This window comes from Salmonella sp. SAL00653, assembly GCF_046552515.1.
Lineage (GTDB): Bacteria > Pseudomonadota > Gammaproteobacteria > Enterobacterales > Enterobacteriaceae > Salmonella > Salmonella enterica.
Window position 1 is genome coordinate 279,553 of record NZ_JBGDTY010000002.1, and the last position, 18,774, is coordinate 298,326.

The 18,774-nt window shown below is 50.5% G+C and carries 23 protein-coding genes and 1 tRNA gene; 14 read left to right on the plus strand and 10 right to left on the minus strand.

What is annotated here, in order from left to right; all coding sequences use genetic code 11:
* Window positions 1-7: 7 nt before the first annotated feature.
* The 11 genes from ACLJRU_RS04160 to ACLJRU_RS04210 all read left to right on the plus strand — a co-directional run bounded on the left by ACLJRU_RS04160 (window position 8) and on the right by ACLJRU_RS04210 (window position 5,952).
* The gene (locus ACLJRU_RS04160; protein ID WP_023235268.1) at window positions 8-301 is read left to right on the plus strand and encodes a phage anti-RecBCD protein; all 294 of its coding nucleotides are present in this window, start codon (window positions 8-10) and stop codon (window positions 299-301) included.
* A gap of 10 nt (window positions 302-311) precedes the next feature.
* Complete coding sequence (locus ACLJRU_RS04165; protein ID WP_023235267.1) at window positions 312-488, plus strand: DUF2737 family protein; 177 nt, start codon at window positions 312-314, stop codon at window positions 486-488.
* Window positions 475-1,101: an HNH endonuclease signature motif containing protein gene (locus ACLJRU_RS04170; RefSeq protein WP_023235266.1), complete on the plus strand. Its 627-nt coding sequence runs from the start codon at window positions 475-477 to the stop codon at window positions 1,099-1,101. Before ACLJRU_RS04165 ends, ACLJRU_RS04170 begins: the two co-directional genes overlap by 14 nt.
* Window positions 1,098-1,475, plus strand: a complete 378-nt coding sequence (locus tag ACLJRU_RS04175; RefSeq protein ID WP_001539169.1) for a hypothetical protein — start codon at window positions 1,098-1,100, stop codon at window positions 1,473-1,475. The genes ACLJRU_RS04170 and ACLJRU_RS04175 overlap by 4 nt, the downstream gene beginning before the upstream one ends.
* Window positions 1,472-1,705 (plus strand): hypothetical protein, encoded by a 234-nt coding sequence (locus tag ACLJRU_RS04180; RefSeq protein WP_001539168.1) that lies wholly within the window; start codon window positions 1,472-1,474, stop codon window positions 1,703-1,705. Before ACLJRU_RS04175 ends, ACLJRU_RS04180 begins: the two co-directional genes overlap by 4 nt.
* Window positions 1,702-2,223, plus strand: coding sequence for a DUF262 domain-containing protein (locus ACLJRU_RS04185; RefSeq protein ID WP_001539166.1), 522 nt, complete (start codon window positions 1,702-1,704; stop codon window positions 2,221-2,223). The genes ACLJRU_RS04180 and ACLJRU_RS04185 overlap by 4 nt, the downstream gene beginning before the upstream one ends.
* Window positions 2,220-2,681 (plus strand): hypothetical protein, encoded by a 462-nt coding sequence (locus ACLJRU_RS04190; RefSeq protein WP_023235265.1) that lies wholly within the window; start codon window positions 2,220-2,222, stop codon window positions 2,679-2,681. Before ACLJRU_RS04185 ends, ACLJRU_RS04190 begins: the two co-directional genes overlap by 4 nt.
* Complete coding sequence (locus tag ACLJRU_RS04195; protein ID WP_001539163.1) at window positions 2,678-3,853, plus strand: DUF551 domain-containing protein; 1,176 nt, start codon at window positions 2,678-2,680, stop codon at window positions 3,851-3,853. Before ACLJRU_RS04190 ends, ACLJRU_RS04195 begins: the two co-directional genes overlap by 4 nt.
* A 70-nt stretch (window positions 3,854-3,923) precedes the next feature.
* A complete protein-coding gene (locus ACLJRU_RS04200; protein WP_001283605.1) occupies window positions 3,924-4,559 on the plus strand; it encodes a DUF5420 family protein in 636 nt (211 codons plus the stop codon).
* A gap of 2 nt (window positions 4,560-4,561) precedes the next feature.
* Window positions 4,562-4,912, plus strand: a complete 351-nt coding sequence (locus ACLJRU_RS04205; RefSeq protein WP_024131253.1) for a helix-turn-helix domain-containing protein — start codon at window positions 4,562-4,564, stop codon at window positions 4,910-4,912.
* Complete coding sequence (locus ACLJRU_RS04210) at window positions 4,834-5,952, plus strand: tyrosine-type recombinase/integrase (protein ID WP_223557563.1); 1,119 nt, start codon at window positions 4,834-4,836, stop codon at window positions 5,950-5,952. Before ACLJRU_RS04205 ends, ACLJRU_RS04210 begins: the two co-directional genes overlap by 79 nt.
* A 14-nt stretch (window positions 5,953-5,966) precedes the next feature.
* Here the strand turns inward: ACLJRU_RS04210 and ACLJRU_RS04215 are convergent.
* The 3 genes from ACLJRU_RS04215 to proB all read right to left on the minus strand — a co-directional run bounded on the left by ACLJRU_RS04215 (window position 5,967) and on the right by proB (window position 8,523).
* Window positions 5,967-6,042: transfer RNA gene (locus tag ACLJRU_RS04215), tRNA-Thr, on the minus strand.
* Between the two features lie 115 nt (window positions 6,043-6,157).
* A complete protein-coding gene (gene proA, locus ACLJRU_RS04220) occupies window positions 6,158-7,408 on the minus strand; it encodes a glutamate-5-semialdehyde dehydrogenase (protein ID WP_000893222.1) in 1,251 nt (416 codons plus the stop codon).
* 11 nt (window positions 7,409-7,419) lie between these two features.
* Complete coding sequence (gene proB, locus ACLJRU_RS04225; protein ID WP_001285275.1) at window positions 7,420-8,523, minus strand: glutamate 5-kinase; 1,104 nt, start codon at window positions 8,521-8,523, stop codon at window positions 7,420-7,422.
* A gap of 281 nt (window positions 8,524-8,804) precedes the next feature.
* On the opposite strand from proB, the gene phoE reads away from it, so the two are divergent.
* Window positions 8,805-9,857, plus strand: a complete 1,053-nt coding sequence (phoE, locus tag ACLJRU_RS04230; RefSeq protein ID WP_001539157.1) for a phosphoporin PhoE — start codon at window positions 8,805-8,807, stop codon at window positions 9,855-9,857.
* 50 nt (window positions 9,858-9,907) lie between these two features.
* Here the strand turns inward: phoE and crl are convergent, their stop codons facing one another.
* The 3 genes from crl to gpt all read right to left on the minus strand — a co-directional run bounded on the left by crl (window position 9,908) and on the right by gpt (window position 12,158).
* Window positions 9,908-10,309: a sigma factor-binding protein Crl gene (crl, locus tag ACLJRU_RS04235; protein ID WP_000174693.1), complete on the minus strand. Its 402-nt coding sequence runs from the start codon at window positions 10,307-10,309 to the stop codon at window positions 9,908-9,910.
* A gap of 57 nt (window positions 10,310-10,366) precedes the next feature.
* On the minus strand, window positions 10,367-11,611 hold the full coding sequence (gene frsA, locus ACLJRU_RS04240) for an esterase FrsA (RefSeq protein WP_023235264.1): 1,245 nt from the start codon (window positions 11,609-11,611) through the stop codon (window positions 10,367-10,369).
* Between the two features lie 88 nt (window positions 11,612-11,699).
* Window positions 11,700-12,158: a xanthine phosphoribosyltransferase gene (gpt, locus tag ACLJRU_RS04245; protein ID WP_023235263.1), complete on the minus strand. Its 459-nt coding sequence runs from the start codon at window positions 12,156-12,158 to the stop codon at window positions 11,700-11,702.
* 248 nt (window positions 12,159-12,406) lie between these two features.
* On the opposite strand from gpt, the gene pepD reads away from it, so the two are divergent.
* The gene (gene pepD / locus ACLJRU_RS04250; protein ID WP_001292971.1) at window positions 12,407-13,864 is read left to right on the plus strand and encodes a cytosol nonspecific dipeptidase; all 1,458 of its coding nucleotides are present in this window, start codon (window positions 12,407-12,409) and stop codon (window positions 13,862-13,864) included.
* Between the two features lie 155 nt (window positions 13,865-14,019).
* Here the strand turns inward: pepD and prfH are convergent, their stop codons facing one another.
* The 3 genes from prfH to dinB form a co-directional block, all read right to left on the minus strand.
* The gene (prfH, locus tag ACLJRU_RS04255; RefSeq protein WP_000602086.1) at window positions 14,020-14,634 is read right to left on the minus strand and encodes a peptide chain release factor H; all 615 of its coding nucleotides are present in this window, start codon (window positions 14,632-14,634) and stop codon (window positions 14,020-14,022) included.
* Window positions 14,631-15,770 carry an RNA ligase RtcB family protein gene (locus ACLJRU_RS04260; RefSeq protein ID WP_000528881.1) on the minus strand — a complete coding sequence of 380 codons (1,140 nt, stop codon included), beginning with the start codon at window positions 15,768-15,770 and terminating at the stop codon, window positions 14,631-14,633. Before ACLJRU_RS04260 ends, prfH begins: the two co-directional genes overlap by 4 nt.
* A 218-nt stretch (window positions 15,771-15,988) precedes the next feature.
* The gene (dinB, locus tag ACLJRU_RS04265; protein ID WP_001226209.1) at window positions 15,989-17,044 is read right to left on the minus strand and encodes a DNA polymerase IV; all 1,056 of its coding nucleotides are present in this window, start codon (window positions 17,042-17,044) and stop codon (window positions 15,989-15,991) included.
* 249 nt (window positions 17,045-17,293) lie between these two features.
* Here dinB and dpaA point away from each other — a divergent pair, with 249 nt between their 5' ends.
* Complete coding sequence (dpaA, locus tag ACLJRU_RS04270) at window positions 17,294-18,031, plus strand: peptidoglycan meso-diaminopimelic acid protein amidase (protein WP_001225654.1); 738 nt, start codon at window positions 17,294-17,296, stop codon at window positions 18,029-18,031.
* Here the strand turns inward: dpaA and ACLJRU_RS04275 are convergent.
* On the minus strand, window positions 18,002-18,769 hold the full coding sequence (locus ACLJRU_RS04275) for a class II glutamine amidotransferase (RefSeq protein ID WP_000333377.1): 768 nt from the start codon (window positions 18,767-18,769) through the stop codon (window positions 18,002-18,004). The two genes, dpaA and ACLJRU_RS04275, sit on opposite strands and share 30 nt — an antisense overlap.
* Window positions 18,770-18,774: the final 5 nt, after the last annotated feature.

An 18,774-nucleotide genomic window follows, 5' to 3' on the forward strand; every position in this document is an offset into this window, starting at 1 on the left:
CAAAATCATGTCATCACCTCTCAATGGGGCGATCTCGCCATATCGCCTTTCAGGCTGCACCAAAGATGAGGTGCTGGCTAATTTCGCAAGGTATTACGAAAAGAAAGACGAAATTCCAATGGAATCAAAGGATGAAAGATTCTCACGGTATGCAGACGAATATAAAGACAGATTAATGAAAGAGCGCATTTACCAGACATCCATCCGACCATTCCGCAAAGCAACTTACACCAAATTCATTGAAATCGACACGCGCCTTCGTGATTACCGTTCGCGTTACGGCGCTATCAGCAATAACTGAGGAATTCATCATGAGAGGTTTGTCCTACGCCCCCGGAATCCTTCCATCGGAAATGATTATTCGCCAACGCGTAAAGCCAATGCCATCGAGAGAGGAATTTCTTAAGAGAAATAGTTTCGGTTCTGTTAACGACAACAGATATCTTGAAATGATTTTGAGGAGTAAGAAGGATTATGTCAAAAAATGACATTTCATATGAATACCTCATTAACAACATTCACTACGATAAAGAAACTGGGATTTTCAAGAAGATAATTAAATCCAATAATGGGGATATAATTGGTTTCAAACCAACTGGCTGTACGCACTCGATGGGATACATAAGGATATATATTAATAAAAAATGGTATTTAGCGCACAGACTAGCTTGGTTATATGTTACCGGGAAATGGCCAGTAAATGTAATTGATCACATCAACAGAAATAAAGCTGACAACAGGTTTATAAACCTACGAGATGTCTCCAGTAGGGAAAACAATAGCAACACAAGTAGAAATAAAGGAACTGAAATAGGCACAGAAAGGTATGCTTATGGATGGAGAGCATACATAGGTGTTAATGGAAAACTACATCACCTTGGCTCATATGCAACATGTGATGGTGCAAAATATGCGTATGCTCTAGCAGAATATCAAGTAGAAATATATGGTTACCTGCGCCCCACACCAATCGATTGCAGAAAATTAAATTACGGAAACAGGGGGAATCGTAATGGAAATCCTAAATCAAACCGTCGTAAGCATCCATCAGTGAATGAAAACAAATATATGAATGCAATGTTGCGGAGTGGGAAGAAATGAAAGAAGTGAAAATATACACGATTGTCAGTGACCAGTTATCACCACCAATAACAGGAGAATCATTCTGTACTGATATGGTGCGTCATAGTGATTATGCGGAACTTGAGGCTAAATACGCGGAGCTGGCAGAAGTGCGGGAAAGTGCTCGTAACGAGGGCATCAACTATGCCGCCAGTCGCCTCGCTGCCGCATTCAATCACGGATTCCTCGATAAACCTGTATCAGAAGTTCTCGACGTAACACGCATGATTTTGTCAGCGAAAGAGGATTTAGCCAATGACCCACTACCAACGGCTGATGGTTTGTCAGGTGAATACGCAGAGAAATCGATTGAGGAATGGAAAACCCAACTGCGCAAAGGCGGTGCAGCATGAGCAATCCATTTTTTATCAAATGCCTCAAAGATACAGAAGGATGGTGGACTGAAGGCGAGATTTACGAAGCTCGCAGGGTTGCCGGTGGTTTTGTACAGTTTGGTGATGATAACCAACCAAATGGCGAAGGCTGGAGTGCGGAGCCGATGGAATATCGGGAGGATGGTTCGATCCTGTATCAGGTCGGTGGTCTTGATGGTGAAGTCATTTTTGAGGAGGCAGCTCAATGAGCAACCGAATTCGCAATGCTCAGGTATTCGACGCGCGCACCGGTGAGTACCCGGTTTATATGTACATTCACTGGATCATTGGTGGTGAACTTGATTTTGATGCCAATTATCAGCGCGGGTATGTCTGGGGGCATGAAGAGCAGCAGGCATTCTTAAACGCAGTTATTTCTGGTTTTCCTATCGGCTCAGTGGCGCTGGCAAAGGCACCTGACTGGTGTTCGCGTGAACTTCCTTACATAGAAGTTGTTGACGGTAAGCAGCGTCTCACCACTTTGAAAAAATTCATCACCAATGAGATTCCAATCATCCTAGCTGATGGTCCGCTTTACTGGCGAGACATGACTCGTGCGGAGCAATTGGTATTTGGGCGTCGTCCACTCCCAGCAGTTGTGCTGGATGAGGTGACGTACAAGGATCGCTTGGCTTATTTCATGGTGGTGAACTTTACTGGCGTTCCGCAAAGCGAAGAGCACAAGCGACACGTAATGCAACTAATGGAGATGGAGACAGCCCAATGAGCTACATCGACAAACAGGCGCTGCGTATTAGTGAACTTGAAGAACTCAACGAGCTGCTGCGTGAGAAGGTCAAAAAACTTGAGTCTGACCTGTGGGACAAAGAGCAGTTACGCCAAGTTTACAGCGAAAAATCCCTTAATCTCGATAGCAAAGTTAGAGAACTGGAGGCGCGAAACCAGAAAGACTTCGTTTGGCGTGGTAACGAAATTAGCAGACTCAATGATGAGGTTGACGAACTAAAAGAGAAGCTGGAAGCCGCCAACAGACGTAGTGCCGAACTGGGTCGTGACTGTTGGACATATGAAAACACCGTCAAAACCTTACTGGAGAGAGCGGAATCTGCGGAGTCCGCTTGTACAGAAGCAGCGCGAATTCTCAAAAGCGGTGAGCGAATGGCTTTAACGCGTGCTGTCAACATTCTGCTGTCTGTCGGAGAGGATGACTGGAGTACACCATGACTATTACCAAAGAACGCCTGCTCAAAATTCAGCATTGGCGCGAAATATATGGAGCTGGTAGCAACGTTATGCTGCCGACAGAAGAGGCGGCAGAGCTGGCGCGTATCGCGCTGGCATCGCTCGAAGCGGAACCTATTGGCGCTTTCCACATTGCCGATCAGCAGGTGGGCGGAACCTCGGATTATATCAAGGATGGCAAGTGGCCCATCGATAATGGAGTCATTGAGGCATATGCCGCCCAACCAGTATCGCATGTTCCTGAAACGCTTCCATGTCCAGTGCATCTGGTGCCTGGTCTGCGCCTCGGTAAAGGGTGTAAAACAGAAACTTTATTGACTGTATTGCAGCGCCGCGCAGAGTATTACGCCAAGTTGGAAGCCATGACACCAGAAGAACGGGAGAAACATGGCGCCAGTATAGAAGCATTCAAAGCGATGTTGCCGCAACCAGCACCGGTAGACAAAGAATTTATCCCTAAAAACCTGGACAAGGCGTTGGGTGTTGTTGGTGTTGCGTTACCTGAATCAAAGGAAGAGTTTAATTTCCAGATAGAGCGCTGGATACAGCGTCTTATTGACCGGGTTATTCGTTATGCCGACGAATTCAAAGAGCAGCTAGTGCCGGTAGTGCCTGAAGAAATGAACTTTTCCACCGCCTGCAACTTTGTGCAAATCAACGGAATGGCGAAGGAGGACCGGGCAACTCTTGCAATGAGAGCATGGAACGCCTGTCGCGCTGCCATGCTTCAGGGTGGTGAACCTGTAAGCCAAACTTACGAGTTGCCACAAACGCAGTTTGAACAGGTTGCTGACCTCTACGAAATGCAATTTGATGATGGGCGCACCTGCGCATTCCACACAGATGGTGCAAAAGCTGCTCAGTGGTTGCTCGCATGCGATGATAATAAGGTGCAGGAATACGTCAGGATTGAGCGCTATCAGGAGGCTGTAATTGGCAACTCTCCGGTAAGTCCGGGTAGTTGGATAAGCTGTAGTGAGCGAATGCCAGATAATGATGAATCTAAACCCATCGCAATTTTTACCGGAAAATGTCTTGGTCAGGGGATGTTCGTTGCTACATACGACGATGATGGGTTCTTTGACTATTGGGAGGGCATGGAAATTATCGGTGTAACCCACTGGATGCCGCTGCCAGCAGCACCGCAGCAATAACAATCCTCGCGCTCGCGGGGATTTCTTTTATCTGAACTCGCTACGGCGGGTTTTTTATTGGAGATAGATAATGTCAGACCAGAGCAAGTATTACGATTACTACATGGTTGAAGGTGATGATGTTAAGGAACTTATCAGTTCATACGATACCATTAACGAACAACGTAATTCTATCCTCCCAGCCGCAGCAGAACAGGTTGGTGCTATAGCATGGACAACAACTCGTAATTGGGGTGGTGGAGGTGGCTTGCTGCAAAGTTTCGTTTGGGAAAAAGGATATGAATTCCCATGCCAGATAACAATCAAGCGTGAGGATTTTTTGGATGGGAAGCGAGTTGTGATAGTACGAGGAAAGGGAAATACAAAAGAAGGCCGTGCATATAACAAGGAGCTTGATGCAGTTATCCACGAAGCTAACGTCAAGCTAAAAGCATTACCTGAGTGGAATGACTACATCGCTAATCATTACGGGATTATGCGCACAGGAATTGGCTGTCAATCTGGGCGTGGCTTTGGTTTCGCTATGTTATCAACGTACGGCGGCAAGCACCCGCAACGCGATGATTGTCTTATTTTTGCAATACCAAATAACAAAGAAGAGCAGCATGGCGAAGTTGTTATCCCTGATGCATTCAAGAAAATAACTTACGGGCAATTCTACGACATCGCTAACGCAAAAGAAGACGAAGAAGAAACAGCGGAGTAACTATGGAATCACACAGCCTCACACTCGATGAGGCCTGTGCATTTCTCAAAATATCCAGACCTACCGCTACAAACTGGATTCGCACAGGCCGCCTTCAGGCAACACGCAAAGACCCTTCCAAACCTAAATCCCCTTACCTCACCACACGACAAGCCTGCATTGCGGCGCTTCAGTCTCCGCTGCATACTGTCCAGGTGAGCGCGGGTGATGACATAACAGAGGAACTGAAATGTCACTATTCCGCAGAGGTGAAACCTGGTACGCCAGTTTCACATTGCCGAACGGCAAAAGATTTAAGCAGTCTCTTGGGACAAAGGACAAAAGGCAGGCCACAGAGCTTCATGATAAGCTGAAGGCAGAAGCATGGAGGGTAAGTAAATTAGGAGAGACGCCTGACATGACTTTTGAGGATGCCTGTGTCAGGTGGTTAGAGGAGAAGGCGCATAAGAAGTCGCTGGATGATGACAAGAGTCGGATAGGATTCTGGATCCAGCATTTTGCAGGGATGCAGTTGAAGGATATTACCGAGACGAAGATTTACTCCGCCATCCAGAAGATGACTAATCGGCGGCATGAGGAAAACTGGAAGCTAATGGATGAAGCTTGCAGGAAGAAGGGGAGGCAGCCTCCGGTATTCAAGCCTAAGCCGGCAGCAGTAGCCACAAAAGCAACTCACCTTTCATTCATTAAGGCACTCCTCCGGGCTGCTGAACGCGAATGGAAGATGCTCGATAAGGCTCCGATCATCAAAATTCCTCAGCCGAAAAATAAGCGTATCCGCTGGCTTGAGCCTCACGAGGCAAAAAGGCTGATTGATGAATGCCCGGAACCGCTAAAGTCAGTCGTAGAGTTTGCGCTTTCTACTGGCTTAAGGCGGTCTAACATTATCAATCTGGAGTGGCAGCAGATAGACATGCAACGAAAGGTGGCATGGATACACCCGGAGCAAAGCAAGTCCAATCAGGCCATTGGCGTGGCGCTGAATGATACTGCTTGCCGGGTGCTGAAAAAGCAAATAGGCAATCATCACAAATGGGTGTTCGTCTACAAGGAAAGCAGCACCAAGCCAGACGGAACTAAATCACCTGTAGTGAGGAAGATGCGCTATGACGCTAATACTGCATGGAGGGCAGCATTAAAACGAGCGGGCATTGAAGACTTCCGTTTTCATGACCTGAGGCACACGTGGGCAAGTTGGTTAGTTCAGGCTGGCGTTCCGATTTCGGTATTGCAGGAAATGGGTGGCTGGGAGTCTATCGAAATGGTTCGCCGATATGCTCATCTGGCACCAAATCACCTGACTGAACATGCTCGACAAATTGACTCGATCTTTGGTACTTCTGTCCCAAATATGTCCCACAGTAAAAATAAGGAAGGCACGAATAATACGTAAGTATTTGATTTAACTGGTGCCGATAATAGGAGTCGAACCTACGACCTTCGCATTACGAATGCGCTGCTCTACCAACTGAGCTATATCGGCCCTGAGAAGGGTGTGTTCACGCGGGTGAATCACGGGGTAGAAGGTTAAAACTAACCGGGCGGTGCGTCAATAGCCTTGCTACTCAACCGGCTATTTTTGCACCGCTCGTCATTAATTACGCACGAATCGTACCATCGCCAAAGCCGATCCACTTATAGGTGGTAAGCGCTTCAAGCCCCATCGGACCGCGGGCATGTAATTTCTGCGTGCTGACCGCCACTTCTGCGCCAAGCCCAAACTGCCCGCCGTCGGTAAAACGGGTAGAGGCGTTGACATAAACCGCAGCGGAATCCACTTCGTTCACGAAACGCGCAGCATTATGCATATCACTCGTCAAAATCGCATCGGAGTGCTGAGTACCATGTTCGCGAATGTGAGCGATAGCGCCATCCATATTTTCGACCACCACAACGTTCAGATCCAGAGACAGAAACTCGTTATCCAGCTCTTCCGGTTTCAGCGGCACCAGTTTGGCAGGGCCATGCAGTGCCTGCATGACGGTTTCATCCCCATGCAACGTCACGCCGCTCTCCGCCATCTGCTTGCTCAGCGCAGGCAAAAAGCGTTCTGCGATGTCCTGATGCACCAGCAAGGTTTCCACCGTGTTACAGGTGCTCGGGCGCTGGGTTTTGGCGTTGACGATAATCTTCAGAGCCGGGGCGATGTCTGCGCTGCTATCAACAAAAATATGGCACACGCCAATCCCGCCGGTAATCACCGGAATGGTGGATTGCTCGCGGCACAGTTTATGCAAGCCTGCGCCGCCGCGCGGGATCAGCATATCGATGTACTTATCCATACGCAGCATTTCATTGACCAGCGAACGATCCGGATTATCAATCGCCTGAACCGCTGCCTCCGGTAAACCGCAAGCTTTCAGCGCCTTCTGAATGACACGAACGGTTGCGGCATTCGTGCGATGCGTCTCTTTCCCACCGCGTAGAATCACCGCATTACCGGTTTTCAGACACAAAGAAGCCACATCAACGGTAACATTCGGACGCGCCTCATAGATAACGCCAACCACGCCCAACGGCACGCGGCGGCGTTCCAGACGTAGCCCGCTGTCCAGCAGACCGCCGTCGATCACCTGCCCGACCGGGTCGGCGAGATTACAGACCTGGCGCACATCGTCAGCAATCGCTTTCAGACGCGCAGGGGTCAGCGCCAGGCGGTCCAGCATCGCTTCGCTCAGGCCGTTGGCTCGCGCCTGCTCAACATCTTGTACGTTCGCGCTGAGGATACTTTCCATTTGCGCTTCCAGTTCATCGGCTATTTTTTCCAGCACGCGATTTTTTTCGCCGCTGGAGAGCAGCGCCAGCTTATACGACGCCGCTTTAGCAGCAATGCCCATTTGTTCCAGCATATGCCTGTTCCTTATCGAGTAATCATGTCATCACGATGAACAGCGACCGGGCCATATTCATAGCCCAGAATCGCATCGATTTGTTGAGAGTGGTGACCGGCTATCCGCCGCAGAGCATCACTGTTATAACGGCTGACGCCATGAGCAATATCACGCCCTTGCAGGTTACAAATTCTGATGACCTCCCCCCGCGAGAAATTGCCCGTCACGCTTTTGATGCCTTTTGGCAGAAGTGAACTGCCACGTTCCAGCATTGCCGCGGTCGCGCCTTCATCAACCGTAATTTCGCCTGCCGGCGGCGCGCCGAAGATCCAACGTTTTCGGTTCTCCAGCGGCGAGGCTTGCGCATGAAAACGGGTGCCGACGGAAATCCCCTCCATCACATCGCCGATAACGCCCGGTTTACTGCCTGAGGCAATAATCGTATCAATACCCGCGCGACAGGCCACGTCTGCCGCCTGAAGCTTAGTGCTCATACCACCGGTTCCCAGCCCGGAAACGCTGTCTCCCGCGATAGAGCGCAGCGCATCGTCAACGCCATACACATCTTTGATAAGCTCCGCCTGCGGATTGCTACGCGGATCGGCGGTAAATAATCCTTGCTGATCGGTCAGCAGCAGCAGTTTATCCGCGCCTGCCAGGATCGCCGCCAGCGCGGAGAGGTTATCGTTATCGCCCACTTTAATTTCCGCTGTCGCAACGGCATCATTTTCATTGATAACCGGCACAATATGGTTATCCAGTAATGCACGCAGCGTATCGCGGGCGTTCAGAAAGCGCTCTCTGTCTTCCATATCCGCACGCGTCAACAGCATCTGCCCGATATGGATACCGTAAATTGAAAACAACTGCTCCCACAGTTGAATCAGACGGCTTTGCCCTACCGCCGCCAGAAGCTGTTTAGAGGCAATTGTTGCCGGCAGTTCCGGGTAGCCGAGATGTTCACGTCCGGCGGCAATCGCGCCAGAGGTAACAATAACAATACGATGTCCCGCGGCGTGTAGCTGCGCGCACTGGCGGACAAGTTCTACGATATGGGCACGGTTCAGGCGGCGCGATCCGCCTGTTAGCACGCTGGTGCCGAGTTTTACGACCAGCGTCTGGCTGTCACTCATGATTCTCTGCCGTTCAAAATAAGAAATAAAGACCAAATGAACGTTTTAGCAGGACTGGCTCCGGTTGCCAACAACCTGTACGCGTAGCGTGAAATTTTGTTGCGCAGGATCAGCAAGCGTAGCGGCGGAATTTGACCATTTTATTACCGCAACAATTAAACATATTTTTTAAAAAAATTCTCACTTTGTCATAAATCTTTCATTACCGAACGTTAAAAACCTTCCTGTTTTTTACCGGGTTTCCCGACAAATCATAGCGCGTAATTAAAACAGGAATGGAAATGAATAAGAGCACTCTGGCAATAGTGGTGAGTATCATCGCATCAGCATCTGTTCACGCCGCCGAGGTTTACAATAAAAACGGTAATAAGCTTGATGTGTATGGAAAAGTTAAAGCCATGCACTATATGAGCGATTATGACAGCAAAGATGGCGATCAAAGCTACGTTCGTTTTGGTTTTAAAGGCGAAACGCAAATTAACGATCAATTGACCGGCTACGGGCGCTGGGAAGCTGAGTTTGCCGGTAATAAAGCCGAAAGTGATTCGTCCCAGCAAAAAAACCGCCTGGCCTTTGCTGGTCTGAAATTAAAAGATATCGGTTCTTTTGACTATGGACGTAACCTGGGCGCGCTGTACGATGTTGAGGCCTGGACGGATATGTTTCCCGAATTCGGCGGCGACTCTTCCGCCCAGACCGATAATTTTATGACTAAACGCGCCAGCGGGCTGGCGACTTACCGCAATACCGATTTCTTCGGCATCGTTGATGGACTGGATCTTACCTTACAGTATCAGGGGAAAAACGAAGATCGCGATGTGAAAAAGCAAAACGGCAACGGCTTCGGCACATCCGTGAGCTACGATTTCGGCGGCAGTGATTTTGCCGTCAGCGGCGCTTATACTCTCTCCGATCGCACCAGGGAGCAAAATCTGCAGCGCCGCGGTACGGGCGATAAAGCCGAAGCCTGGGCTACGGGTGTAAAATATGACGCGAATGATATTTATATTGCGACCTTCTATTCAGAAACCCGCAACATGACGCCAGTTTCCGGCGGATTTGCCAATAAAACCCAAAACTTCGAAGCAGTTATCCAGTATCAGTTTGATTTTGGTCTGCGTCCGTCATTAGGCTATGTGCTGTCAAAAGGCAAAGATATTGAGGGCGTCGGCAGTGAGGATTTGGTGAATTACATTGACGTTGGCGCAACCTATTATTTCAACAAAAATATGTCCGCGTTTGTAGATTACAAAATCAATCAGCTTGATAGCGATAACACGTTAGGCATTAATGACGATGATATTGTGGCAATAGGGTTGACCTACCAGTTCTGATAAGTCGCATTGTGCCTGATGGCGCTACGCCATCAGGCATGGCAGCAGGGTTATGCCGACAGTTTTACCGGCTCGTCGTTGAAATCGTCAGACGGCTCCAGCGCCAGCTCCATAGAAATCAGCAGGTCGCGTAGCTTTTCATGAAACTCGCGTAGCGTGTATTCCAGTCGCTCCACCACTTCGGTTTCGTTAATCGGCACTGCGGTCCAGTTGCCCTCTTTATCAAACAAACCAAACTGATAACGATAAGTGAAGCGTTTCTCTTGTGCTTCCAGCTCCATCCACCAGCCCCAAAATTCACGCTTCTCTGGCGCGGGCTTCACGTTGACGCAAACTGCCAGGCAATCGAAAAAAAAACGATTGTCTTCGCACTGCCCTTCCCGGATATAGGGGCCAAGCGCGGTAAATTTCTTGATCAATCTACTTTTCGGGTGTCCACTCGGTAACGTCATTGCGATCTCCTTTAATGAAGCAACTGTTTTACCAAATCAATAGAATTTATCAATCTATTAACACAATCTATGATTAATCCAGTCGGTAATTTCTTGCAGCGCGCGGTCAAAATTGCGGTACACCGGGTTAAAAGGGATCTCTATCAGCTTACCGTCTGAAGATGATGTTGTAATTAAGCGAGACTCTTCTTCCGGGCTGAAAGGATCGTTTTTCCAGAAGCCGGAAAGCATTGGCGTAGGACAACGTCTGCCCAGTAGCCCCTGTACTTTCAACGAATAGCGATTGAGCTCCACACGCAGCGCCTCATCCGAAGCATCATGCATACCCAGACGGCTGGCCAACACATCCAGATACATCTCCGGCACCGTGCTCTGTCGTTGCGGATCGCTAAGTAGCGCATGGACCACCGGCCCCAGGCAAGCCACCGCTTTCAAACGCGGCGCTTCCAGATAGGCCAGACGCACCGCAACATTGGCGCCAAAACGGAAACCAAACGCCGCAACACGGGTATGATCCACCCAGGGGACATTAGGAAGCGCTTTTAACACATGCTGGTGGAGCAAGCTGAAATCCTGGGTTAATTTCCACTTTGATGAAAATCCAACCGAAGGCATATCAAGCGTTAACATCGCGATACCGCGCGGCGCGAAATAGCGTTCATACAGGGTGTAATAGTCGGTTTGCATGGCGTCCAGGCCGCCGCACATGAGCACCGTCGGAAACGGGCCATCCCCTTTCGGCATATGTAAAAACGCGGTGACAGGCGAACCGCCAGGAACGGCAAATTCCATTTCACGTAACGAGCCGGGCAACCGCTGCGCGGCCTCTTCATAGGCGCGATTCGCCAGCGCCTGCGCCTGCTCCGCCAGCTCATCGCCCTTCAAATGCGGGTAGGCGGCAATGTTATAGAGCGTTGAGGCATGAAGCCAGTAGCGTCCGCTGCGCATGGCGTCCTGTTCCTGACAGGCTTTCTGCTGCCAGTCCATCGCCTGCTTTGCCCACTCATAAATCCAGTTGCCGCCGCGGTAACCGATGACTGTATCGTATAAATCATCATCCGTTCGCTCTGCGTCGCTCATCACAATACGCGCCTGCACATCAAGGATTTCTCGTGGATCAACGCCGCGCCAAATCCACATCAGGCGGTTTATCATGCGATACCAGTGCGGGACGTTCTTACCGTCCAGCGCGGATTGCATGGGCGGCTGCGACCCACGATTGAACCGACGGACAAGGGTAGACGTTTCAGTATGTTTAAAGCGGGGTTTGAACAGGGTTTCGCTGAGGTTAGCCTGTGTCATTCGTGCAGCCTCCTTGGATACTCATAGAGGCTTATTGTAACCAATAAAACAGCGCCCGGCATTGCCGGGCGCTCTGAAAAGCTGCTGATTAACGACCTGAAATCGGCGGTACAAATACCACACCCATATCCCAGGGCTGCTCAATCCAGGTGTTCTGAGGAATATCAATAATATAATCATCAACCAGCGGACGGCCCGCCGGTTTAGCGAAAATCGTGACGAAATGCGCTTTAGGGTACATTTCGCGAATCGCGACGGCGGTGCCGCCGGTATCGACCAGATCGTCGATGACGATAAAGCCTTCGCCGTCGCCTTCTGCACGTTTCAGCACTTTCAGTTCGCGCTGGTTATCGTGATCGTAGCTGGAGATGCATACGGTATCGACATGACGAATGCCCAATTCACGCGCCAGTAGTGCGCCCGGTACAAGGCCGCCACGACTTACGGCAATAATGCCTTTCCATTGTTCTGAAGGCATGAGGCGGCTCGCCAGTTTGCGTGCGTGAATCTGCAACATGTCCCAGGTGACGACGTATTTTTCGCTCATGTGAAGTGTCCCAGCCTGTTTATCTACGGCTTAAAAAGTGTTCGAGGGGGAAATAGTTGCGCGAGATTATAGAGACCTGACGCGCTAAAAACCAGTGTTTAGCGGAATCCACGCCTCTTTTTGTATGCTTTATACTACCCGCAGACGGAGAAAGTGGTATTCTCAGTCGCATCTCGTAAGAGTTATCAATTCCGCTAACCCTGTGGCCTGTAAGAACGTTTTTCAGACCACCGCCAAGGAGACTTATCGTGTCTGAACTGTCTCAGTTATCACCACAACCTTTGTGGGATATTTTTGCCAAAATCTGTTCTATTCCTCACCCGTCCTATCACGAAGAGCAACTCGCGGAACATATTGTGAGTTGGGCCAAAGAGAAAGGCCTTTACGTGGATCGCGACCAGGTCGGTAATATTCTGATCCGTAAGCCCGCCACTGCAGGTATGGAAAATCGCAAGCCGGTCGTTTTACAGGCGCATCTGGATATGGTGCCGCAAAAAAATAGCGACACCGTTCACGACTTCACTACAGATCCTATCCAGCCTTATATTGATGGCGAATGGGTTAAAGCGCGCGGTACTACGCTCGGCGCCGACAATGGTATTGGAATGGCCTCTGCGTTAGCGGTACTGGCTGACGATAATGTCGTCCACGGCCCGCTGGAAGTGCTGCTGACCATGACCGAAGAAGCGGGCATGGATGGCGCGTTCGGCCTCCAGTCCGGCTGGTTGCAGGCCGACATCCTGATCAACACCGACTCTGAAGAAGAAGGTGAGATCTATATGGGCTGCGCAGGCGGCATCGATTTTACCTCTAATCTGCCGTTGACCCGTGAAGCTGTACCCGCAGGATTTGCATGCTTTAAGCTAACTCTGAAAGGCCTGAAAGGCGGCCACTCCGGTGGTGAAATTCACCTAGGCCTTGGCAATGCTAACAAATTGCTGGCGCGTTTTCTGGCCGGGCACGCAGAAGAACTGGATCTGCGTCTGATCGATTTCAACGGCGGCACGCTGCGTAACGCGATTCCGCGCGAAGCGTTCGCTACCCTCGCCGTTGCCGCAGACAACGTAGACGCTCTGAAAACGTTAGTGAACGCTTACCAGGATATTCTGAAAAACGAACTGGCGGAAAAAGAGAAAAACCTGACGCTGCAACTCAATGAGGTTGCCAGTGATAAAGCCGCATTGACCGCGCCGTCACGCGATACCTTTGTGCGCCTGCTGAACGCAACGCCGAACGGCGTGATCCGCAATTCAGACGTGGCGAAAGGCGTAGTGGAAACATCGCTGAACGTTGGCGTGGTCACAATGTCTGATGCGAATGTCGAAATTCACTGCCTGATTCGCTCTCTTATCGACAGCGGTAAAGATTATGTGGTGAGTATGCTGGATTCGCTGGGCAAGCTGGCTGGCGCGAAAACCGAAGCAAAAGGCAGCTATCCTGGCTGGCAGCCCGATGCGAACTCGCCGGTCATGCACCTGGTGCGGGAAACCTATCAGCGTCTGTTCAACAAGACACCGAACATCCAGATTATCCACGCCGGCCTGGAATGCGGTCTGTTTAAGAAACCCTATCCGGATATGGACATGGTTTCTATTGGGCCTACCATTACCGGACCTCACTCTCCGGATGAGCAGGTACATATCGAAAGCGTCGGCCACTACTGGACTCTGCTGACCGAATTGCTGAAAGCGATTCCTGCGAAGTAAGAAAGCGCTAAAATGCCCGTCCCATTTCTGGTACGGGCTATCAATATGGAATATCGGGTATCCATTGCCAGATAAGCTCTCCTGGATGCGCTGAATAGCGCTGCGGCTACACGCGAATAGCCGGACAGCCCTATAACAGCGCTGGTAGCACCGAATTATTGTGGCGTAAACGCCATTCCTTTAAATATCCGCAGCGGATTGCCGCGCTCAATCTGATGATGGAACAGACGCCTTTCAGACTTCAACGCCGCACACTCATTTTGCCGTTGCTGTTCCAGCCGCCAGGCAATCAGCAGCCGGGCCAGACGCTTATTCGCATGTTGACTGCGCTCCGACTGAACCTTCACGCTAATCCCGCTCGCCAGGTGCGTGGCCCGCACTGCCGAGTCGGTTTTATTAACGTGCTGCCCACCCGGGCCGGAAGAGCGCAGAGTCTCGAAACGAATCTCATCAGACTGTATGTGTTCGTCGGCGGAAAAGCGCCCAATGCCGACGTACCAGTTTTTTCGCCCATGGTGCGGGCGATACGGGCTGGTACAAATCCATAGTAACGTGCCGCACCAACGTTCACTGAAAGCCATAGCTTTTTCGCCGTCCAGCGAGACCAGCGCGGAACGCAGCGTGTCTGGTAATCGTCCCGGCTCCGTTTCAAGTCGCGTCAACGATACCTTTTCTCTGGCGGCTTCTTTCGTCAGACAGTCCAGCGCTTTTTTTACCGCCAGACAACACTCGTCCGGTCCCTGTGCGGAAGAAAGTTGCAGTAGGATCATGCGCTTTTCTCCCCTGAGGTTTTCAGCGTCAGCACCGGACGCAGGCAGGCAACCGGCGTAATCAGTCCGGCGTCTGCCAGACAATCCACAACGCTATCGATGGATTTATACGCCTGCGGCGCTTCTTCATAAATGAGCTGGCGATCGCGGCAAATCACCCGGCTACCCATCCCGGTACGGCAGAGCTGTCGCGGGGTAAATTTTGCCGATAACCGGTCTTTACACTCGGTACGCATCCATTTGCGCCCCGCGCCGTGCGCCAGGGAGAAGAGGCTCTCCTCGCTGACGACGGGTTTCACCAGCCAGCTATAATCGCCGCGCGAGCCGGGGATAATCACCAGTCCCTGCCCATCTGGCGTAGCGCCTTTACGGTGCAGCCACCCCGCCTCACCCGCGACAGTACAGGGTTCAACGAAGTTATGCGCCACATCCAGCCGCGGTTCGCCCTCAGCCCTGAGCTGTTGCAGTATCCGGCGGGCAATCAGCGCGCGATTACTGCGGGCAAATGCCAGCGCATCGTCATGTTCTGCAAGGTAGTGGCGCGCATCGTCGCTATCTTCCGGCAAACCGTTATGCGAAAACGCCTCCACATGACGACGCAGGATAGCTTGCCCCAGACCGCGTGAACCACTGTGTACCAGCAGTAATAACTGCGCTTTTTGCAACCCCGACAAAGCGAACGAATCAGCATCGACGATGCGATCGACCTGCTGCAGCTCGGCAAAATGATTGCCGCCGCCAATGGAACCCAGCGCAGAGCGCCACGAATGATGCTGCATTGCGGCGGGGACATTCTCCTCCAGCCACTGCGCGTCCGCCACGTCAGGCAGCGACGCCAGCCGCTTCTCCAGTTTATCGGCGTTATATTTACGCCCTAAAATATCCGTTTGCCATAACGCCATGCCGCAGCCGATATCGTTGCCGACCAGCGCCGGATAAAAACGTCCACGCGAGAAAAAGGCTGCGCCAATAGGATAGCCGCGCCCCGGATGCAGATCTGGCATCCCGATAACGCGTTTCATACCGGTTAACTTAGCCGTCGTATATAATTGTTGGATCGCGGAATCTTCGATCCACAGGTTATCCGATGCGATAGAAAATACCACATCTGATAAAGGACGAATATAATTGCCCATATACCATTCCATATATGAATTAAAAAATCAGGAAATGGCAGACTAATCTAGGGCAATAAAAGAAAATTAATCCAGGAAAGGTCTGCAAAGTGCGTTCAGAGAATAAAGTGTCATGATGAACCTCCTTTGCAGTTATTGAGAATGAGAAAACGCGGGTATAGTAATACTGAAATTTAGATGGCGCAATCGTAATAGTGATAAAATCTTAATGGCCTGACTTATAACCCTAACACCAACTGTCGTTCCAACTGAGGGTCGAGCAGCGTTACGTGTAGCCCCACCAGCCGTACGCCGCGCTCGCCGCGACGCTCGTTCCAGGTTTTACGGGCGGTGATAATTAAGTCTTCTTTATTTAATTGCGGCCAGACATGTTCCTGAGTGGTTTGCTGAAAATCATTAAATTTTAATTTAACGCCCTGGCGTGCAATCAGTAAATCGGGCTTCACTATAGCCAGACGACGCTCCAGTTCCGGATATAAATGTTCAATAATGGCCTCGCAGTCCGACCACTCATGAATATCCTCCGCCAGAGTACGCTCAACGCCTACCGATTTACGCAGCCTTTCGCTGTTAACATCACGCTCGTCAATACCCTGACTACGCTCCCATAATACCCGGCCAAATTTACCGAAGCGTTTGAGAAGCATCGCCAGATCGCACTGTTGAATATCCCCGCAGGTTCTTAACCCCATATTTTCCAGTTTGGCGGCGGAAACTTTCCCCACGCCTGGAATTTTGGCTAACGGCAACGTTTTAAGAAAGCCGGGTACATCGGCTGGCGTAATAACATATTGTCCGTTCGGTTTATTGAGATCGGAGGCGATCTTCGCCAGAAATTTCACTGGCGCAACGCCAGCGGAGGCGGTGAGTTGCAGTTCATTGAAAATAGTCTGACGAATCTCCCTAGCGATCAGCGTCGCCGATCCATAACAGTGCGGGCTGTCAGTCACATCCAGCCAGGCTTCATCCAGCGAGAGCGGTTCAATCAGTGAAGTGTAGCGGGAAAAGATGTCACGTACATGCCGCGAAGCCTCTTTATAGGCGACAAAGCGGCCAGGCAATAGGGTGAGATGGGGGCACAGCTTTAGCGCCATGGCGGTCGGCATCGCGCTGCGTACGCCAAACTGGCGCGCAGGATAGTTGGCGGTACTGATAACTCCTCTTCGCTCACGACTCCCGCCAATGGCAATGGGAATATCGCGTAACGCCGGATTATCACGCATCTCTACCGCGGCAAAAAAACAGTCCATATCAACATGTATGATTTTGCGCATCGCTCGCCCCCACAATACTGTTTAAGTGTACAGTATGTTTTATTGCGCGCAAAGAGACATTCGCGTTAAAAATGCGACATATTCGAAGGTATGACGACGAAAGCGGCGGGAAAATTGTAAACGTACACACGGGGACTTGCGAAAAACTGCCGTGGTGCTAATGTGAGCGCTCCAAATCCAGATTACTCCGATTTGGGGACTCTTTTGCCGTTCTGGCGTGTGTAACCGTTTTATCAAGGAACAAGCAGTATGCGTAAAATCGCATTTTTTCTTGCGATGCTTCTGATGCCGTGCGTCTCATTTGCCGGTTTGCTGAGCAGCAGCCCCGTCACGCCGGTCAGTAAAGAGTATAAGCAGCAGTTAATGGGCTCACCGGTCTATATTCAGATTTTTAAAGAAGAGCGCACTCTTGATCTCTACGTCAAAATGGGTGAGCAATACCAGTTGCTTGATAGCTACAAAATTTGCAACTATTCCGGTGGGTTAGGCCCGAAACGCCGTCAGGGCGATTTTAAAAGTCCGGAAGGGTTTTACAGCGTTCAGCGCAATCAACTCAAGCCAGACAGCCGTTTTTATAAGGCCATCAACATTGGTTTTCCCAATGCCTACGATCGCGCGCATGGCTATGATGGTAAATATCTGATGATTCACGGCGCCTGTGTTTCCGTCGGCTGCTATGCCATGACCGACAGCGGCATTGATGAGATTTTCCAGTTTGTCACCGCCGCGCTGGTCTTTGGTCAGCCGAGCGTGCAGGTGAGTATTTATCCGTTCCGGATGACCGACGCCAATATGCAGCGTCATAAATATTCATATTACAAAGATTTCTGGGCGCAGCTAAAACCCGGCTACGATTATTTTGAACAAACGCATAAGCCGCCAACTGTTTCTATCGTTGATGGGCGTTACGTCGTGAGCAAACCGTTGAGTCACGAAGTCGTTCAGCCACAGCTGGCCTCAAATTATACGCTCTCCGAGGCAAAATAACGCCCATTCGCCTGGCATAATCTTTTGCCAGGTTTCATTCCCCGTTAGCGGCTGGGTAGCAATCACGGTAACCACGTCATTTGGCGTGGTCTGTGAACTGAAATCAATTTCCATATCCTGATCCACCAGCGTGGCTACGCCAAACGGCGCCCGACGAGTGATCCAGTGCAAATGGGTTGAGCAAAACGCCATCACATATCGCCCATCTGACAGCAGCATGTTAAAAACGCCTTTTTCACGTAATACCGTCGCCAGTGTCGCAATATATTTAAATACCGCTGTCATGTTGCCCGGCGTGCGGGGATAACGCTGCGTTAATTTATGCAATAGCCAGCAAAACGCTTTTTCGCTGTCGGTTTCCCCCACCGGACGAAAATTACCGGTTTCCAGCGACTTATAACCGTTGAGCTGACCGTTATGAGCATAAGTCCAGTTGCGTCCCCATAATTCCCGGGTAAAAGGGTGTGTATTTTCCAGCGCAACTTCACCGCGATTAGCCTGACGGATATGGGCGATAACCGAGCAGGACTTGATCGGGTAATTCTGTACCAGTTTCGCAATCGGCGAATGGTAGCTCGGTTGCGGATCTTTAAACGTGCGACAGCCCTTTCCTTCGTAAAAGGTAATTCCCCAGCCGTCTTTATGCGGCCCGGTTCCGCCGCCACGCAGCACCAGTCCGGTGAAGCTAAAGCAGATATCCGTCGGCACATTGGCGCTCATCCCAAGCAGTTCGCACATACATC

What these genes read in the sequence shown, in the direction of transcription:
- phoE (WP_001539157.1), top strand. Translation starts at nt 8,805, where the DNA reads ATGAATAAGAGCACTCTGGCAATAGTGGTGAGTATCATCGCATCAGCA.
- dinB (WP_001226209.1), bottom strand. Translation starts at nt 17,044, where the DNA reads ATGCGCAAAATCATACATGTTGATATGGACTGTTTTTTTGCCGCGGTA.
- crl (WP_000174693.1), bottom strand. Translation starts at nt 10,309, where the DNA reads ATGACGTTACCGAGTGGACACCCGAAAAGTAGATTGATCAAGAAATTT.
- ACLJRU_RS04205 (WP_024131253.1), top strand. Translation starts at nt 4,562, where the DNA reads ATGGAATCACACAGCCTCACACTCGATGAGGCCTGTGCATTTCTCAAA.
- ACLJRU_RS04185 (WP_001539166.1), top strand. Translation starts at nt 1,702, where the DNA reads ATGAGCAACCGAATTCGCAATGCTCAGGTATTCGACGCGCGCACCGGT.
- ACLJRU_RS04175 (WP_001539169.1), top strand. Translation starts at nt 1,098, where the DNA reads ATGAAAGAAGTGAAAATATACACGATTGTCAGTGACCAGTTATCACCA.
- frsA (WP_023235264.1), bottom strand. Translation starts at nt 11,611, where the DNA reads ATGACACAGGCTAACCTCAGCGAAACCCTGTTCAAACCCCGCTTTAAA.
- ACLJRU_RS04195 (WP_001539163.1), top strand. Translation starts at nt 2,678, where the DNA reads ATGACTATTACCAAAGAACGCCTGCTCAAAATTCAGCATTGGCGCGAA.
- proB (WP_001285275.1), bottom strand. Translation starts at nt 8,523, where the DNA reads ATGAGTGACAGCCAGACGCTGGTCGTAAAACTCGGCACCAGCGTGCTA.
- ACLJRU_RS04200 (WP_001283605.1), top strand. Translation starts at nt 3,924, where the DNA reads ATGTCAGACCAGAGCAAGTATTACGATTACTACATGGTTGAAGGTGAT.
- prfH (WP_000602086.1), bottom strand. Translation starts at nt 14,634, where the DNA reads ATGATCCTACTGCAACTTTCTTCCGCACAGGGACCGGACGAGTGTTGT.
- proA (WP_000893222.1), bottom strand. Translation starts at nt 7,408, where the DNA reads ATGCTGGAACAAATGGGCATTGCTGCTAAAGCGGCGTCGTATAAGCTG.
- ACLJRU_RS04170 (WP_023235266.1), top strand. Translation starts at nt 475, where the DNA reads ATGTCAAAAAATGACATTTCATATGAATACCTCATTAACAACATTCAC.
- dpaA (WP_001225654.1), top strand. Translation starts at nt 17,294, where the DNA reads ATGCGTAAAATCGCATTTTTTCTTGCGATGCTTCTGATGCCGTGCGTC.
- ACLJRU_RS04190 (WP_023235265.1), top strand. Translation starts at nt 2,220, where the DNA reads ATGAGCTACATCGACAAACAGGCGCTGCGTATTAGTGAACTTGAAGAA.
- ACLJRU_RS04180 (WP_001539168.1), top strand. Translation starts at nt 1,472, where the DNA reads ATGAGCAATCCATTTTTTATCAAATGCCTCAAAGATACAGAAGGATGG.
- ACLJRU_RS04275 (WP_000333377.1), bottom strand. Translation starts at nt 18,769, where the DNA reads ATGTGCGAACTGCTTGGGATGAGCGCCAATGTGCCGACGGATATCTGC.
- ACLJRU_RS04260 (WP_000528881.1), bottom strand. Translation starts at nt 15,770, where the DNA reads ATGGGCAATTATATTCGTCCTTTATCAGATGTGGTATTTTCTATCGCA.
- ACLJRU_RS04165 (WP_023235267.1), top strand. Translation starts at nt 312, where the DNA reads ATGAGAGGTTTGTCCTACGCCCCCGGAATCCTTCCATCGGAAATGATT.
- ACLJRU_RS04160 (WP_023235268.1), top strand. Translation starts at nt 8, where the DNA reads ATGTCATCACCTCTCAATGGGGCGATCTCGCCATATCGCCTTTCAGGC.
- gpt (WP_023235263.1), bottom strand. Translation starts at nt 12,158, where the DNA reads ATGAGCGAAAAATACGTCGTCACCTGGGACATGTTGCAGATTCACGCA.